The 14,073-nt window shown below is 71.9% G+C and carries 13 protein-coding genes; 8 read left to right on the forward strand and 5 right to left on the reverse strand.

Annotation, left to right across the window (positions count from 1 at the left end; all coding sequences use genetic code 11):
* Positions 1-53: 53 nt before the first annotated feature.
* The 3 genes from OG609_RS17485 to OG609_RS17495 are packed head-to-tail and all read left to right on the forward strand — an operon-like array spanning position 54 to position 3,252.
* Positions 54-710: a bifunctional DNA primase/polymerase gene (locus OG609_RS17485; RefSeq protein WP_327273670.1), complete on the forward strand. Its 657-nt coding sequence runs from the start codon at positions 54-56 to the stop codon at positions 708-710.
* A 53-nt stretch (positions 711-763) separates the two neighbouring features.
* On the forward strand, positions 764-1,603 hold the full coding sequence (locus OG609_RS17490) for an ABC transporter ATP-binding protein (protein WP_327273671.1): 840 nt from the start codon (positions 764-766) through the stop codon (positions 1,601-1,603).
* Entirely contained in the window at positions 1,600-3,252 is a 1,653-nt protein-coding gene (locus OG609_RS17495) for a transporter (protein ID WP_327273672.1), read from the forward strand. Before OG609_RS17490 ends, OG609_RS17495 begins: the two co-directional genes overlap by 4 nt.
* Before the next feature lie 41 nt (positions 3,253-3,293).
* On the opposite strand, the gene OG609_RS17500 is transcribed toward OG609_RS17495, so the two are convergent.
* Both OG609_RS17500 and OG609_RS17505 read right to left on the reverse strand, forming a co-directional pair.
* A complete protein-coding gene (locus tag OG609_RS17500; RefSeq protein ID WP_327278091.1) occupies positions 3,294-4,187 on the reverse strand; it encodes an alpha/beta fold hydrolase in 894 nt (297 codons plus the stop codon).
* A gap of 858 nt (positions 4,188-5,045) precedes the next feature.
* The gene (locus OG609_RS17505) at positions 5,046-5,738 is read right to left on the reverse strand and encodes a metal-dependent transcriptional regulator (protein WP_093899867.1); all 693 of its coding nucleotides are present in this window, start codon (positions 5,736-5,738) and stop codon (positions 5,046-5,048) included.
* 217 nt (positions 5,739-5,955) lie between these two features.
* Here OG609_RS17505 and OG609_RS17510 point away from each other — a divergent pair, with 217 nt between their 5' ends.
* The gene (locus OG609_RS17510) at positions 5,956-6,711 is read left to right on the forward strand and encodes an SIS domain-containing protein (RefSeq protein WP_327273674.1); all 756 of its coding nucleotides are present in this window, start codon (positions 5,956-5,958) and stop codon (positions 6,709-6,711) included.
* Positions 6,712-6,736: 25 nt separating this feature from the next.
* Here the strand turns inward: OG609_RS17510 and OG609_RS17515 are convergent, their stop codons facing one another.
* Positions 6,737-7,915 (reverse strand): sensor histidine kinase, encoded by a 1,179-nt coding sequence (locus OG609_RS17515; RefSeq protein ID WP_327273675.1) that lies wholly within the window; start codon positions 7,913-7,915, stop codon positions 6,737-6,739.
* Positions 7,912-8,676, reverse strand: coding sequence for a response regulator transcription factor (locus tag OG609_RS17520; protein ID WP_327273676.1), 765 nt, complete (start codon positions 8,674-8,676; stop codon positions 7,912-7,914). Before OG609_RS17520 ends, OG609_RS17515 begins: the two co-directional genes overlap by 4 nt.
* 127 nt (positions 8,677-8,803) lie before the next feature.
* Here OG609_RS17520 and OG609_RS17525 point away from each other — a divergent pair, with 127 nt between their 5' ends.
* From OG609_RS17525 to OG609_RS17540, 4 genes are read left to right on the forward strand one after another with little or no spacing between them, the layout of a single operon-like run.
* Positions 8,804-9,346, forward strand: coding sequence for a hypothetical protein (locus OG609_RS17525; protein WP_327273677.1), 543 nt, complete (start codon positions 8,804-8,806; stop codon positions 9,344-9,346).
* Between the two features lie 14 nt (positions 9,347-9,360).
* The gene (locus OG609_RS17530) at positions 9,361-10,401 is read left to right on the forward strand and encodes an efflux RND transporter periplasmic adaptor subunit (RefSeq protein ID WP_327273678.1); all 1,041 of its coding nucleotides are present in this window, start codon (positions 9,361-9,363) and stop codon (positions 10,399-10,401) included.
* Positions 10,398-11,180: an ABC transporter ATP-binding protein gene (locus OG609_RS17535; protein ID WP_327273679.1), complete on the forward strand. Its 783-nt coding sequence runs from the start codon at positions 10,398-10,400 to the stop codon at positions 11,178-11,180. The genes OG609_RS17530 and OG609_RS17535 overlap by 4 nt, the downstream gene beginning before the upstream one ends.
* Positions 11,177-12,412, forward strand: coding sequence for an ABC transporter permease (locus OG609_RS17540; RefSeq protein ID WP_327273680.1), 1,236 nt, complete (start codon positions 11,177-11,179; stop codon positions 12,410-12,412). The genes OG609_RS17535 and OG609_RS17540 overlap by 4 nt, the downstream gene beginning before the upstream one ends.
* 73 nt (positions 12,413-12,485) lie before the next feature.
* On the opposite strand, the gene OG609_RS17545 is transcribed toward OG609_RS17540, so the two are convergent.
* Positions 12,486-13,841 carry a PAS domain-containing protein gene (locus OG609_RS17545; RefSeq protein WP_327273681.1) on the reverse strand — a complete coding sequence of 452 codons (1,356 nt, stop codon included), beginning with the start codon at positions 13,839-13,841 and terminating at the stop codon, positions 12,486-12,488.
* Between the last annotated feature and the right edge of the window lie 232 nt (positions 13,842-14,073).

The following is a 14,073-nucleotide window of genomic DNA, read 5'->3' on the forward strand; positions in this document are numbered from 1 at the left end:
CAGTTGTGCTGTTCGTGGAAGAGCCCATCGGAGTCGAAGAGCCCATCGGAGTCATGGAAGCCACGAAGATCCTCCGACAACGGGGCGAGCAACTGCTCGACGCCGCGGTGCGGTACACGGAGGAGCGGCACTGGGCCGTGTGCCCCGGCACCTGGCTGGAGGCGGCCGAGGGAGCCGAGCGGTGCTCGTGCGGTGACGCCGGATGTGCCTCCCCCGGCGCCCACCCCGCCGGACCCGACTGGGCGGGCCAGGCGACCGGCAGTGGTGCCGCGGCCCGCCGGATGTGGTCCAAGTACCCCGGGGCGTCGATCCTGTTGCCCACCGGTCGCACCTTCGACGCGATCGACGTACCGGAGTCCGCCGGCTTCCTCGCCCTGGCCCGGATGGAGCGGATGGACGTGCCGATCGGGCCCGTCACCCGCACCCCCGACCGGCGGATGCTCTTCTTCGTCCTGCCGGGTACGACGACCGACGTGGACGCCCTGGTAAGGAAGTTGGACTGGCGAGCAGCATCGATCGGCCTCGTCGGCCGCGGCGACGGTCACTACGTGACGGGGCCGCCGACCCGGATCGGCGGACGTGGGGCGGTGCAGTGGGCCCGCCGTCCCACATCCGCCAACCGGTGGCTGCCGGACGCCGAGGAGCTCATCAGCCCGCTCGCCTACGCCTGCGCGAGGGAAGCAGCCGACGCACGGGCACGCCTTCCCTGAGGTGCCATTTCGTAGGCTGTCCCCATACACGGGGACACCGAAAGGCTTACATCATGCAGGACCGGACAGAGACCGACAGAGCAGTGCGGGCAGGGGAAACAGGAGAGGCGGGCGGAGCGCCGACGGCGCCGCCCGCCGTTCGCGTACAGGGGCTGTGGAAGCGGTTCGGCGAACAGACCGCGGTCGCCGGGATCGATCTGGAGCTGCCCGCGGGCAAGTTCATCGGCCTGGTGGGGCCCAACGGAGCGGGCAAGACCACCACTCTGTCGATGGTCACCGGACTGCTCCGCCCCGACCAGGGACTGATCGAGGTCGGCGGCCATGACGTGTGGCGCGACCCGGTCGAGGTGAAGTCCAGGATCGGTGTGCTCCCGGAGGGGCTGCGGCTCTTCGAACGCCTCTCGGGGCGCGAACTCCTCGCATACACCGGAAGATTGCGCGGGCTGCCGGGCGCCGAGGTCGACAAACGGGCCACCCAGCTGCTCGATGTACTCGATCTGGCGGGCTCCCAGCACAAGCTGGTCGTCGACTACTCGACCGGCATGCGGAAGAAGATCGGGCTCGCCGCCGCGCTGCTGCACAACCCCGAAGTGCTCTTCCTGGACGAGCCGTTCGAGGGCGTCGACCCGGTGTCGGCGCAGACCATCCGCGAGGTTCTGGAGCGGTACACCCGCTCGGGGGCGACCGTCGTCTTCTCCAGCCATGTGATGGAGCTCGTGGAGTCCCTCTGCGACTGGGTGGCCGTCATGGCCGCCGGCACGATCCGGGCCCAGGGCACCCTGGCCCAGGTGCGCGGCGAGGCGTCCTCGCTGCAGAACGCCTTCCTCGAACTCGTCGGCGCAGGCTCCCGGACCACCGGCGAGTCCCTGGACTGGCTGGGCGGCGACCGATGAGCGTGCTCGACGCCCCCGTGGGAGCCGCCCCCGGCCAAAACGGCACGAGCGGCGGCGAGGGGCTCGTCCCCGTCTTCGTACGGCTCAAGCTGACCCTGCTGCGCAACGGGCTGCGGCAGTCGGCCGGCCGACGGGCCGCGTACATCACCTCCGTCGTCCTCGCCCTGCTGATCGCCGCGAGCCAGCTGATGGGACTGATCGCACTGCGCGGGCACGCCCATGTCGGTGCCCTCGTCATCCTGATGACCGGGGTGCTGGCGGTCGGCTGGACGGTGATGCCGCTGTTCTTCCCCAGCGGTGACGAGACCCTCGACCCGAGCCGTCTGGTGATGCTGCCGTTGCGGCCGCGCCCGCTGATCGCTGCGCTGCTGACGGCGTCACTGGTCGGGATCGGTCCGCTGTTCACGCTCTGTCTGGCGGCCGGCTCGGTGATCGCGGTGGCGCAGGGGGTGGCCGGTGCGGTGTTCGCCGTGGTGGCCGCGCCACTCACGTTGCTGGTGTGCGTCGCGCTGACACGGGCCGTGGCCACGGCCAACACCCGGCTGCTGACATCACGCAAGGGCCGCGATCTCGCGGTGCTCAGCGGGCTCGTGATCGCGGTGGGCTTCCAGGTCGTCAACTTCGGTGCACAGCGGCTGGGACAGGCGGGCGGCCTCTCCGCGCTCGAACCGGCCGCGGACGTGGTGCGCTGGCTGCCGCCCGCCTCGGCGATCGGGGCGGTGGACTCGGCGTCGCGGGGCTCGTACGGGCAGGCCGCCGTACAGCTGCTGCTGTCCGTGGCGGCGCTGTTCGCGCTGTTGTGGCTGTGGCAGCGGAGTCTGGTGAAGCTGATGACGGCCCCGGACGGCTCGACCCTCTCCGCCGCCGGGCCGACCCGCGAGAAGGCCGGCAAGGGTGGCTCCCGGCTCTCCGCACTGCTGCCCGCGGGGCGTACCGGCCCGGTGATGGAGCGCAGCCTGCGGTACATCGCACGCGATCCGAAGACCAAGGCCGCCTGGGTCACGGCGCTGGCGATCGGGCTGATCGTGCCGATGCTCAACGCCGTGCAGGGCAGCGGCTCGATCTACTTCGCCTGCTTCGCCGCCGGAATGCTCGGCATCCAGATGTACAACCAGTTCGGGCAGGACACGTCCGCGTTCTGGATGGTGGCGCTGACCATCTCCTCCACCCGGGACGCGTACATCGAACTGCGCGCGCGGGCAATGGCGTTGCTGCTGATCACCCTGCCGTACACGACCCTGGTGACGGTGCTGACGGCGGCGGTCCTCGGCGACTGGGGCGCGCTGCCGGAGGCCATGGGGCTGTCGTTCGCCCTGCTGGGCGCGATGCTGGCGACGGGCGCCGTGGCATCGGCGAACTTCCCGTACTCGATCCCGCAGGACGGGGCGTTCAAGAACGTGGCACCGGGGCAGGCCGGGCTCGCCTGGATCTCGATCTTCGGCGGCATGATCTCGGCGGCGCTGCTCTGCGCACCCGTGATCGCGGTGACGATCTGGCTCCATGTCGCCGACATCGAGCAGTGGCTGTGGCTGCTGCTGCCCGCGGGGGCCGTGTACGGGGCGCTGATCTCCTGGGCGGGGCTACGGCTCGCCGCTCCCCGAACGGCGAACCGGCTCCCGGAGATCCTGGCGGCGGTCAGCAAGGGCTGAGAGCTTCCTCCGCAGGGCCTGTCTCTCTTTGCCGGCCGGTCTCAAGGGGAGACAGGCTCGCGGTCGTCCTGAGGGTCCTCGGCGAACTGCTCCAGGAAGGGTTCGACCGCCGCTCGCCAGCCCTCCGGCTGGTCGTAGTGGACGAGATGGCCGGCGTCGGCCACCTCCGCGTACTGCCCGCGCGGCAGTACGCGGACCATCTCCTGGGCCTCCGCCCGGCCCAGCTCGCCGTCGAGGCCACGGAGCACCAGGGTCGGGCACCGGACCTGTGCCAGCTCCTCCCAGTGCGCGTCGAACACCCACGTCGCGCGGGACTGGAGCATCTGGCGACGGGAGAAGACGGGGCGCCAGCCGTCGGCCCGCTCGGCCATCACCTCGGCGAAGAATTCGCCGCGGGCGGGGTTGGGCCGCTCCACCCAGGGGTCGTCCTCGCCGAACCACTTCCGTACGTCGGAGAGCGTCGCGAACGGCACCGGCCAGGACTTGAACCAGTCCTCCCACTCCCGCTGCGAGGCCGCCCCGAGCGCCGAGGCCCGCATGTCGCAGACGACCAGGGCCCGGACGAGATCGGGGCGCTTCGCGGCGAGCTGCCAGGCGGTGAGCGCTCCCATCGCATGCCCGACGAGAGTGACGGGGGCGAGGCCGAGCTGTTCGATCGCCGCCTCGGCGTCGGCGACGTACGCATCACGGGTGTACGGGCCTTCGGCCGGCTTCTCGCTGCGGCCGTGCCCTCGCTGGTCGAGGCCGACGGCGCGGTGCCGCTCGGCGAGCCAGCGGGTGGTCGAGGCCCAGTGGGAGGCCCGGCCCATCAAACCGTGGAGCAATAAGACCCCGGGGGCGCGTTCGCCCTCCGTGCGCCCTTTGGGCGGGTCGGCGAACTCCCAGGCCGCGAGGCGTACGCCGTCGGTCCCGGTCACATCGATGCGCCGCACCATATGTTCTGGCACCCCCTTCTGATCCTCGATCACCGCTTGATCACCGCTCGATCACCGTGTGGTCGCGTCACGCCAGACTATCGAACCTCTATTCGAAAACCGGGTTCCGGCATCCAACACCCCTCGTTCGAGTGACCGGCTCCAAGGATTGACGGCGGCCGCGCAGGGGAGACCTTCTCCGGGAGGCGGGCCACTCGGGGATGAGGGCCCGTGGGGATCGACCTTGAGAGTTCGGGGCTCCGGGTCGAAACAGGGGAGGGCAGGCCCCGGCGCCGCAAGGCGCCGGGGCCCTCTGCCGTTCGGGGAGCGGTCGTTCGAGGGGCAGCCGGCGCCAAAACGCCTTCGCGAGCCGCGGCACGGGCTTCATGGGAGGCCGGGCGCGACCCGCAGGCGGCCGGGCGCAGATCGCGGGCGGCCGGGCGCGACCCGCGGGCGGCCGGGACTGCGGCTGCGACCTTCCGGTGTTCGTGCCAGACATGCCGGACATGCCGGTACGACGGGCGCATGCGCCTGCTCCCTCCCCGACCGCGCGACCAGGTGGCGGACACTCTCAGGTATGCCTCAGCCACAGCCTGGCACGCGATCCGTCCGGGCGCTGCAATTCCGGGCGGAAAAACGGAATGCCGACGTTACGACCTCGCCCACGATTGGCAGTGGGAGAAGGAGCGGTGTCCGGGGCCTTCGAATCCAAGGCGGAGGAGGGAGTCGACGCGGAGCGTCGGCGACTGACGACAACGCCGGAGGCGGAGGCCCCGGACACCGCGACGCCGCTGACAATCGCGGGCGAGGTCGCAACGCTTCAGCGCCCTGTCGGCACCCGGTCGGCGGCACCGTCAGCGGTGCCCGTCGCGGCGCCCGTCAGCGCTTGGCCACGAACACATGCGAGGCGATCTCGGCGTCCAGCTCCGCCGCCTCGCCACTGCTGCCGACCAGCACCCCGCCGGGCGACTGGGTCACGCTGACCACGGAGCCGGGCTGCACACCCGCCCGCCGCAGCGTGTACATCAGCTGGGCGTCCGTCTGGATCGGCTCACCGATCCGGCGCACGACCACCGTCTTGCCCTCGGCACCCGGGTCGAGCTCCGACAGGCTCACCATGCCCTCGTCGAGGAACGGGTCGGCCTCGGCCTTCTCGCCCAGCTCCTCCAGGCCCGGGATCGGATTCCCGTACGGGGACTCCGTCGGGTGGCGCAGCAGCTCCAGCACCCGCCGCTCCACGGCCTCGCTCATCACATGCTCCCAGCGGCATGCCTCGGCGTGGACCTGCTCCCACTCCAGGCCGATCACGTCGACGAGCAGGCACTCGGCGAGCCGGTGCTTGCGCATGACGCGGGTCGCGAGGCGGCGCCCCTCGTCGGTCAGCTCCAGGTGGCGGTCGCCCGCGACCTGCACCAGGCCGTCGCGCTCCATGCGCGCCACCGTCTGGCTGACCGTCGGACCGCTCTGGTCCAGCCGTTCCGCAATCCGGGCGCGCATGGGGACCACGCCTTCCTCTTCGAGTTCGAGGATGGTGCGGAGATACATCTCCGTGGTGTCGATCAGTCCGGACATTCGTGCCCCTCGATGCTGTGACAGGAAAACGTCGTAAGCGCTGTGCGCTGGCCCTGACCCAATTCTGACGCATACCGCCGACAACCGTGCCGTGCCGACCGAACGCTGTGCGGCGGAGCGGCGCGGGCGGTATTGACAGGCCACTGGTCCAGACCGCAACGTGATCCGCGACGCGGACACCCCACGGACAATTCTCCCCGCCGGAAAGGCCTCCTCGATGAGCGACAGCAAGCTGGCCGGTCAGTTCTTCGATGCAGCGATCGGCCTGCTGGAGCGCGTACGCGACGAGGAGTCCGGCAACATCGCGGCCGCCGGTGCCGCGATCGCCGACACCGTCGCCGCGGGCGGCAGGCTCTTCGCCTTCGGTGCCGGGCACTCCTCGCTCGCCGCGCAGGACGTCGTCTACCGGGCGGGCGGACTCGCCCTGATGAACCTGCTGGCCGTGCCCGGGAGCGTCGGCGTCGACGTCATGCCGGCGCCCCTCGGCTCGGCACTGGAGCGGGTCAACGGGCTGGCGGGCGCGGTGCTCGACTCCAGCCCCGCCAAGGCGGGCGACGTCCTCGTGATCATCTCGCTCTCCGGGCGCAACGCGCTTCCGGTGGAGATGGCGATGAATGCGCGGGCGCTCGGCCTGAAGGTCATCGGCGTCACTTCGGTGGCGTACGCAGACGGCACCCGGTCCCGGCACAGCTCGGGCGGCTTCCTGCGGGACCACTGCGACATCGTGCTCGACAGCAAGATCTCCATCGGCGACGCGGAGCTGACCGCCGAAGGGGTCGCGGCGCCGTTCGCACCCGCGTCGACGGTCGTCACCAGTGCGGTGATGCAGGCGATGATGGCCGCCGCGGTGGAGCAGCTCGTGGCGCGGGGGGTCGAGCCGCCGATGCTGCGGTCGGGGAACGTCGACGGCGGTCACGAGTGGAACGGGCGCGTCATGACGGAGTACCGGGACCGGATCTTCTACCGCCACTGATCGCGCCGGGCCGCCGGCCGCCCCGCTACGGGCACGTCGGCAGCACGACCCGGACCGTCAGTCCGCCGCCCGGGTTCGCCGTCGCGCTCGCCTCGCCGCCGTGCGCCCTCGCGATCGACGCCACGATGGAGAGCCCCAGACCGGCCCCCTCACCGGGAGCATGGCGGCGGGCCTGCGCCCGGCGGAACGGCTCGAACAGCAGCGGCACGGTCGCCGGGTCCACCACCGGCCCGGTGTTGGCGACCTCCAGACCGCCCGGCCCCACCCGGACCCGTACCGTCCCGCCGGGGTGGTTGTGGCGCAGCGCGTTGGCGACCAGGTTGTGCACGAGATGGCCCAGCAGGACCGGGTCGCCCTCGGCCGGCAGTGGCCGGGCCTCCGCCTCGACGGTGATGGAACGGTTCTTCGCCTCCGGCTCCAGCGCCTCGGTCACCGTGGCCGCGATCGCGTCCAGTTCGACCCGTTCGCGCCGCCGCAGGCCCTCGTCACAGACCGCGAGGAGCAGCAGTCCCTCGATCAGCTGCTCGCTGTCGGCGGCGGTGTCGATGAGTTTGTCCCGGATCCAGGCGACCTTCTCGGGCGGCGGGTCGTCGGCGAGGCCGATCTCGGCTGCGGCCCGCTGCACGGCGAGCGGGGTGCGCAGCTCATGGGCGGCGTTGGCGGCGAACCGCTGGCGGGCGGCGACCAACTCCTCGATCCGGTCGAGCATCCCGTCGAAGGTGTCGGCCAGTTCCTTGAGCTCGCCGGGCGGGGCCTTCAGCGCGAGGCGTTCGTGCAGGTTGCTGCCGGAGAGCCGGCGGGCGCGGGCGGTGATGACGCCGACCGGCCGCAGCACCCGGCCCGCCATCCACCAGGCGAGCGCGACGGAGAGCACCGAGTAGACGGCGAGGGAGACCCCGGAGACCGTCAGCAGCTGGTTGAGCGCGGCGTCCCCGGCCGCGGTGGTGACCCTCTTCGCCACCGCGTACTGCCCGGGTTCCATGACCACGGTATGCGCCCAGTCCGACGACGGCTGGGGCATGGAGGCCACGCCCGACCGGACGGCGGGGGTGGCCCCGTCGGGGACCGCCGGGGCCACCGCAGTGAGCACAGTGGCGTAGAGGCGCTCGCTGACCAGCAGGTAGACCAGCCCCATCAGCAGGGCGCCGGCCAGCACCAGCAGTCCGCCGTACAGCGCGGTGAGTCGGGCGCGCTCGCTCCTCACCGGCTCTCCCCCGGCCGGTCCGCGGAGCCGTCGTCCGGCCGGTCCGCCGGCCCGTTCACCCGTCCGGTCGCGGGGCCGTGGTGCCCCGGCCCGTCCGCGAGGCCGTCCCCGATGCGGTAGCCGGCCCCCGGGACCGTCTCGATCACCGGGGGCGCGCCCAGTTTGGCGCGGAGCTTGGACAGCGTGACCCGGACCGCGTTGGTGCGGTAGCTGGTGTCCTCCTCCCACACCTCCTCGATCAGGTCGTCGCCGCTGACGACCGCGCCCTCAGCCCGCAGCAGGGTCTCCAGCACGGCGAACTCCTTGCGGGAGAGCGAGAGGTAGCGGCCGTCGCGGCAGACCTGGCGGCGGGCGGTGTCGAGCGTCAGCCCGGCCCGCTCCAGGACCGGCGGGAGAGCGGGGCGGGCACGGCGGCCGAGCGCCAGGACCCGGGCGAGGAGTTCGTCGTACGCGAACGGCTTGGTCAGGTAGTCGTCGGCGCCGAGCCCGAGGCCGGCCACCCGGTCCCGTACCGTCCCGGACGCGGTGAGCATCAGGATCCGGGTCAGCAGGCGCATGCCGACGACCCGCCGGCACACCTCGTCGCCGTGCAGCCCCGGCAGATCGCGGTCGAGGATCATCACGTCGTACGCGCCGAACCGAAGCCGGTCCAGCGCCGCCCGGCCGTCGGGGGCGATGTCCACCGCGACGGCGTCGCGGCGCAACCCCTCGGCGATCATCCCTGCCAGGAATTCCTCGTCCTCCACCACCAGCACACGCATGAGTCCTGTGTAACCCAAAGCGATGTTTCGTCGGTGTAAGCATCCGGGCTGAGAGAAACGAAACCGCGACGTCGCGCACGCTCAAGCCGTTCGTACCCGGCCTGTCAGCAACGGACGAGGAGTCCTCATGAACCCGACCATTTCCCGCCGGACCACCTCCCGCACACAGAGCCGCAGCGTCGTCGCCGCCTGCCTGATGGCCGCCGCCGTCGTCCTGTCGGCCACCGCCTGCTCGGGCGACGGCGGCGGAAGCGGAAGCGGAACCAAGAGCGGCGGCTCTGCTTCGGGCACCAAGAAGACGGCCGAGGACCAGGCCCTGGAGCACCGCAAGTGCCTGCGGGAGCAGGGCCTGGACGTCGCGGAGCCGAAGCCGGGCGAGGACGGCCACGGAATGACCATCAACGGCGGCGGCAAGAGCAAGCAGGAGATGGAGAAGGCGCTCAAGGCCTGCCAGGACAAGTCGGTCGGCGGGGCCAAGGAGATCACCCAGGCCCAGAAGGACAAGATGCTCGCCTTCGCCCGGTGCATGCGCAAGAACGGCATCGACATGCCCGACCCGAAGTTCGAGGGCGGGATCGCGCAGGCGCCCGCCGTACAGCAGAAGGACATACAGAAGGACATGAAGAAGTTCGAGAAGGCCAACGCGGCGTGCGAAAGCGCCGGGCGGTGAGGCGCGGACGGGTCATGGTGGCCGCCGCGGCGGTGCTCGCCGTGGCGGCCGGGTCACTGGCTCTCACCCAGTTCGGCTCCGCCGGGGAGACGGGCGGCCCGAAGAACACCGGGCTGCCCCCGGCCACCGCCGCGGTCGAGCGCCGCGACCTGCGCGACAGCGCCCAGGCGGACGGCACGCTCGGCTACGACAAGCAGCGCAAGGTCAACGCGGGCGCGGCGGGCACCATGACCTGGACCCCGCGCACCGGCTCGACCGTCAAGCGGAACGAGCGGCTGTACGAGGTCGACGGCCGGGCGGTGTGGCTGATGTACGGCTCGGGGCCGATGTACCGGACGCTGAAGCCGGGCGACCGGGGCCGGGACGTGGAGCAGCTGGAGCGCAACCTCGCGGAGCTCGGCTACACCGGCTTCACCCCGGACGACGAGTACACCGAGCTGACCGCGGCCGCCGTCAAGCGCTGGCAGAAGTCCCACGACAGCAAGCGGACCGGAACGGTGGGACCGCAGGACATCGCCTTCTCCCCGGGGGAGGTCCGGATCAAGAGCGTCGAGGCGGCCGTCGGCGAACTGGCCCAGCCCGGCGCTCCGGTCCTCACCACGACCGGCTCCGAGCGCATCGTGACGTTCGAGCTCGACGTCGCCGAGACCCAGCTCGCCAAGGCGGGCACCAAGGTCACCGTCGATCTGCCGGACGGCAGCAGCGTGGCCGGGTCGGTCTCCTCGGTCGGCCGGACGGCGAAGCCCGGCAAGGACCCGCAGGACAACAGCCCCAAGGTCTCCCTGACCGTCTCCTTCGACAAGCCGGACAAGGTCGGCGGCTTCGACCAGGCGCCGGTCACGGTGAACCTGACCGGCGAGCTGCACAAGGACGTCCTCAGCGTCCCGGTGAACGCGCTGCTCGCACTGCCCGGCGGCGGCTTCGGCCTCCAGGTCGTCCAGGACGGCACGGTCCGCGATGTGAAGGTCGAGCTCGGCATGTTCGCCGAGGGCCGGGTCGAGGTGTCCGGCGGCGGGCTGCGCGAGGGCATGAAGGTCGGGGTGCCGAAGATATGAACACGGTCGTCGGCCTCAGCGGCGTCACCAAGGAGTACCCGGGCCCGGTCGCCGCCCTGCGCGGGGTGGACCTCACCGTCGAGGAGGGCGAACTCCTCGGCATCGTCGGCCCGTCCGGCTCCGGCAAGTCCACGCTGCTGCACATCATCGGCACCCTGGACCGCCCCACCGCCGGGTCCGTCCACATCGCGGGGCACGACGTGGCGGCGCTCTCCGACCGCAGGCTCTCCGCGCTGCGTGCCCAGCACGTCGGCTTCGTCTTCCAGGCGTTCCACCTGGTGCCGGGCGTCAGCGCCCGCGACAACGTCGCGGAGGGCCTGCTGTACTCGGGCCTGTCCCGTGCCGTACGCCGCCGCAGGGCAGCCGACGCGCTGGAGCGGGTCGGGCTCGCCGACCGCCTCGACCACAAGCCGCACCAGCTCTCCGGCGGACAGAAACAGCGGGTCGCCATCGCGCGGGCCGTCGTGGGGGAACCCGCGCTGCTGCTGGCCGACGAACCGACCGGGGCGCTCGACTCGGCGTCCGGGGAAGCGGTGATGAAGCTGCTGCGCGACCTCAACCGGGAGGGCGCCACCATCGCGGTCATCACGCACGACACCGAGATCGCCCGGGACCTGCCGCGCGAGGTGCGCATCCGGGACGGCCAGGTGGTCGCGGACGTACGCAACCCGTCCGCGGACGTACGCGATCAGTCCCCGGGCATGGGCGATCCGTCCACGGATGTGCGCGACACCTCCGGAAACGGCCGCTCCCCCGCCGCGACGGGAGCGGACCAGTGAGGGCGCGGCGCGCGGCCCGCGACGCCGACGGCCGGGGCGGGGAGCGGCTGAAAGCGGCCCGGCTCGGCCCCCGGGACGTGCTGCATGTCGGCTCGGCGGGGCTGCGCAGCCGGCCGATGCGGGTCGTGCTCTCCGCCCTGGGCATCGCCATCGGCATCGCGACGATGATCTCGGTGGTAGGCATCTCCGCCTCCAGCCAGGCCCAGCTGCTCCGGGAACTCGACAAGCTGGGCACCAACCTGCTCGTGGCCTCCCCCGGCGATTCGATGTTCGCCGGGCAGGACGTCAAGCTGCCCGAGGACGCGGTCGGGATGGTGGGCCGCATCAAGGGCGTCCAGGAGGTGGGCGCGACCGCCGACCTCGACACGACCGCACGCCGCAACGAGAAGATCGACAAGGACGACACGGGCGGAATCGTCGTCAAGGCGACCACCGGCGACCTGCTGCGGGTACTGCGCGGCGAGGTCCACAGCGGCAGCTGGCTCAACAACGCGACCGGACGCTACCCCTCCGTCGTGCTCGGCCATGTCTCCGCGGAGCGTCTCGGCATCACCGCTCCGGGCCAGCAGGTATGGATCGGCAACCGGTACTTCACCGTGGTCGGCATCCTCGCCCCACTGCCGCTCGCCCCGGAGATCGAACGCTCCGCACTGGTCGGCTGGGAGGGGGCGAAGCGCCTGCTGGGCTTCAAGGGCCACCCGACGTCGGTGTACGAGCGCTCGGCCGACGCGGCGGTGCAGGACGTGCGCAAGGTCATGGCGGCGACGGTCGACCCGCAGAACCCGCAGAACGTGAAGGTCACCGACCCGTCGTCGGCGCTCCAGGCCAAGGCGGCGACAGAAGGGGCGTTCAGCAGCATGCTGCTGGGCCTGGGCGGCATCGCGCTGCTCGTCGGCGGCGTCGGGGTCGCCAACACCATGATCATCTCGGTGCTGGAGCGGCGGTACGAGATCGGGCTGCGCCGCTCGCTCGGCGCGACCCGGGGCCAGATCCGCATCCAGTTCGTCACGGAGTCGCTGATGCTCTCCGGCCTCGGCGGCCTGGCGGGCGTGGCGCTCGGCGCGGCGGCGACCGGGGTGTACGCATACTCCGGCGGGCTGCCCTGGGTGGTGCCGCCGTGGGCGGTCGGCGGCGGCTTCGGCGCGACGCTGGTGATCGGCACGATCGCGGGCCTCTACCCGGCGGTGCGGGCGTCCCGCCTCTCACCGACGCTGGCGCTGCACGCAGCGTGAGGACGGGCCCCGGCCGGGGCAGGTGCCGGGCTCCGCGACGGGGCCCGGCACACCGCCGGCCGGACCGCGTCGCCTACGGCCGCTCCGTCGCCTGCGCCAGGTCGACCGCCCCCGCGACCCGGGCCGCCACCGTCTCCGCGTACGCCGCGTCGGGGCGTTCGAAGGCCGTGCGATGGGCGGAGCGCAGAAACGTCACCACGCCCAGCGTCCGCCCCCTGCTCCGCAGCACCGCGCACAGCGCGTGCACCGAATCCTCCGGCCACCGCCGTTCGGCCGCCCACACCTCGGCCCCGGGCCCCGCGCCCGCGCTGGTCCGTACCGAACCCGTACGGTCCACCGCCTGAAGAGCCGGGTGCCCCGGCGTGTACCGCAGCGGAATACCGCCGCCGGCCACCGGCAGGCACGGACCCGGCTCATCGGACGGGGTCGCCGCCACCCGCACCAGCCGCGCCCCCGCCACCAGGTCGACCAGCGCGTGGTCGGCGAAGCCCGCGAGCGCATAGTCCAGACAGGACGTCGCCGCCTCCATCGGGTCCTCGCACTCGGACGCCGACCGCGAAGCCCGGTGCAGCTGATTCGAGCGGAACCGCACCCGGTCCGCCTCCTGCGCCGCCAGCTTCTCTGCGGTCACGTCCTGGAACAGCCAGCCGACCCCCAACGGAACCGGTTCCTCCGCGAGCGGCGACGCCAGCCGCAGAAAACCACTGCGCCAGCAGCGCCGCCGATCCCCCTCCGCCGTCCGCAACGTCACCCACAGCTCGGCGGGCGCCGGTGGCGCGCCCTCGGCGAGTACGTGCTGCAGCGCGCCCTCCAGGTCCTCGACGCCCTGCACGATCAACTCCCCCAGCGGGCGCCCCAGCAGCGTCGTACGACCGCCGCCCAGCGCCCGTGCCGCGTGCGCGTTGACGACCGTCGGACGCAGATCGGCATCCACGAGCACCACACCCCACGACGCGTCCTCGAACAGCGCCTCGCTCAGCGCGATCGACCGCTCCAGATCGATCTGCGCATGCACCTCCCCGAACGCGCAGTACACCCCGGCCGGCTTCCCGTCCGCACCCCGGACCCCCGCCGACTGCGTCCGCACGAGCACCCGCCCACCGTCCTTGCGCAACAACGCGAACTCGTGCACCCGGCGACCGGCACCGTCCATGGCCGCCATCAGCAGCCCCTGCACCTCCCCCGCGTCCGCCCGCCGCACCGCCCACCCGGCAAATCCGGGCCGACCCACGGCCTCCTCGGCGGACCAGCCCAGAATCCGCTCGGCCTCACGGTTCCAGTGGGTGATGGTGCCGTCCGCGTCGAACGCGCAGAGCGCCGCATCCATCCCGTCGAGCAGCGCCGCGAGCAGCTCGGCCCCGGGCCCTGCCCTCGGACCCTCTTCGGGCCCGAGCGCGCCGGTCGTCCCACTGCTTGTGGACGCACTCATCCCGTACCCCCCGCAGGACGTATCCGGCATTACCGCACGTCAGACCATTGAACTCGAACGTGACCCAGCGCACACCGACTTCTCTGAAATAGGCCGGTCCATTTAATTCGGTTGTGTGGCCCCGGAAGGGTTCCTAGGCTGCTGCCAGCGAATGAAAGGAGGTGATCCGAGAAGTGCAGTCTTATCGGATTCGTGAGGTGGCTGCGGGCTGACAGCCCGTCGTCGCACACAG

The organism is Streptomyces sp. NBC_01224 (genome assembly GCF_036002945.1).
In the GTDB taxonomy this organism is placed as follows: Bacteria; Actinomycetota; Actinomycetes; order Streptomycetales; family Streptomycetaceae; genus Streptomyces.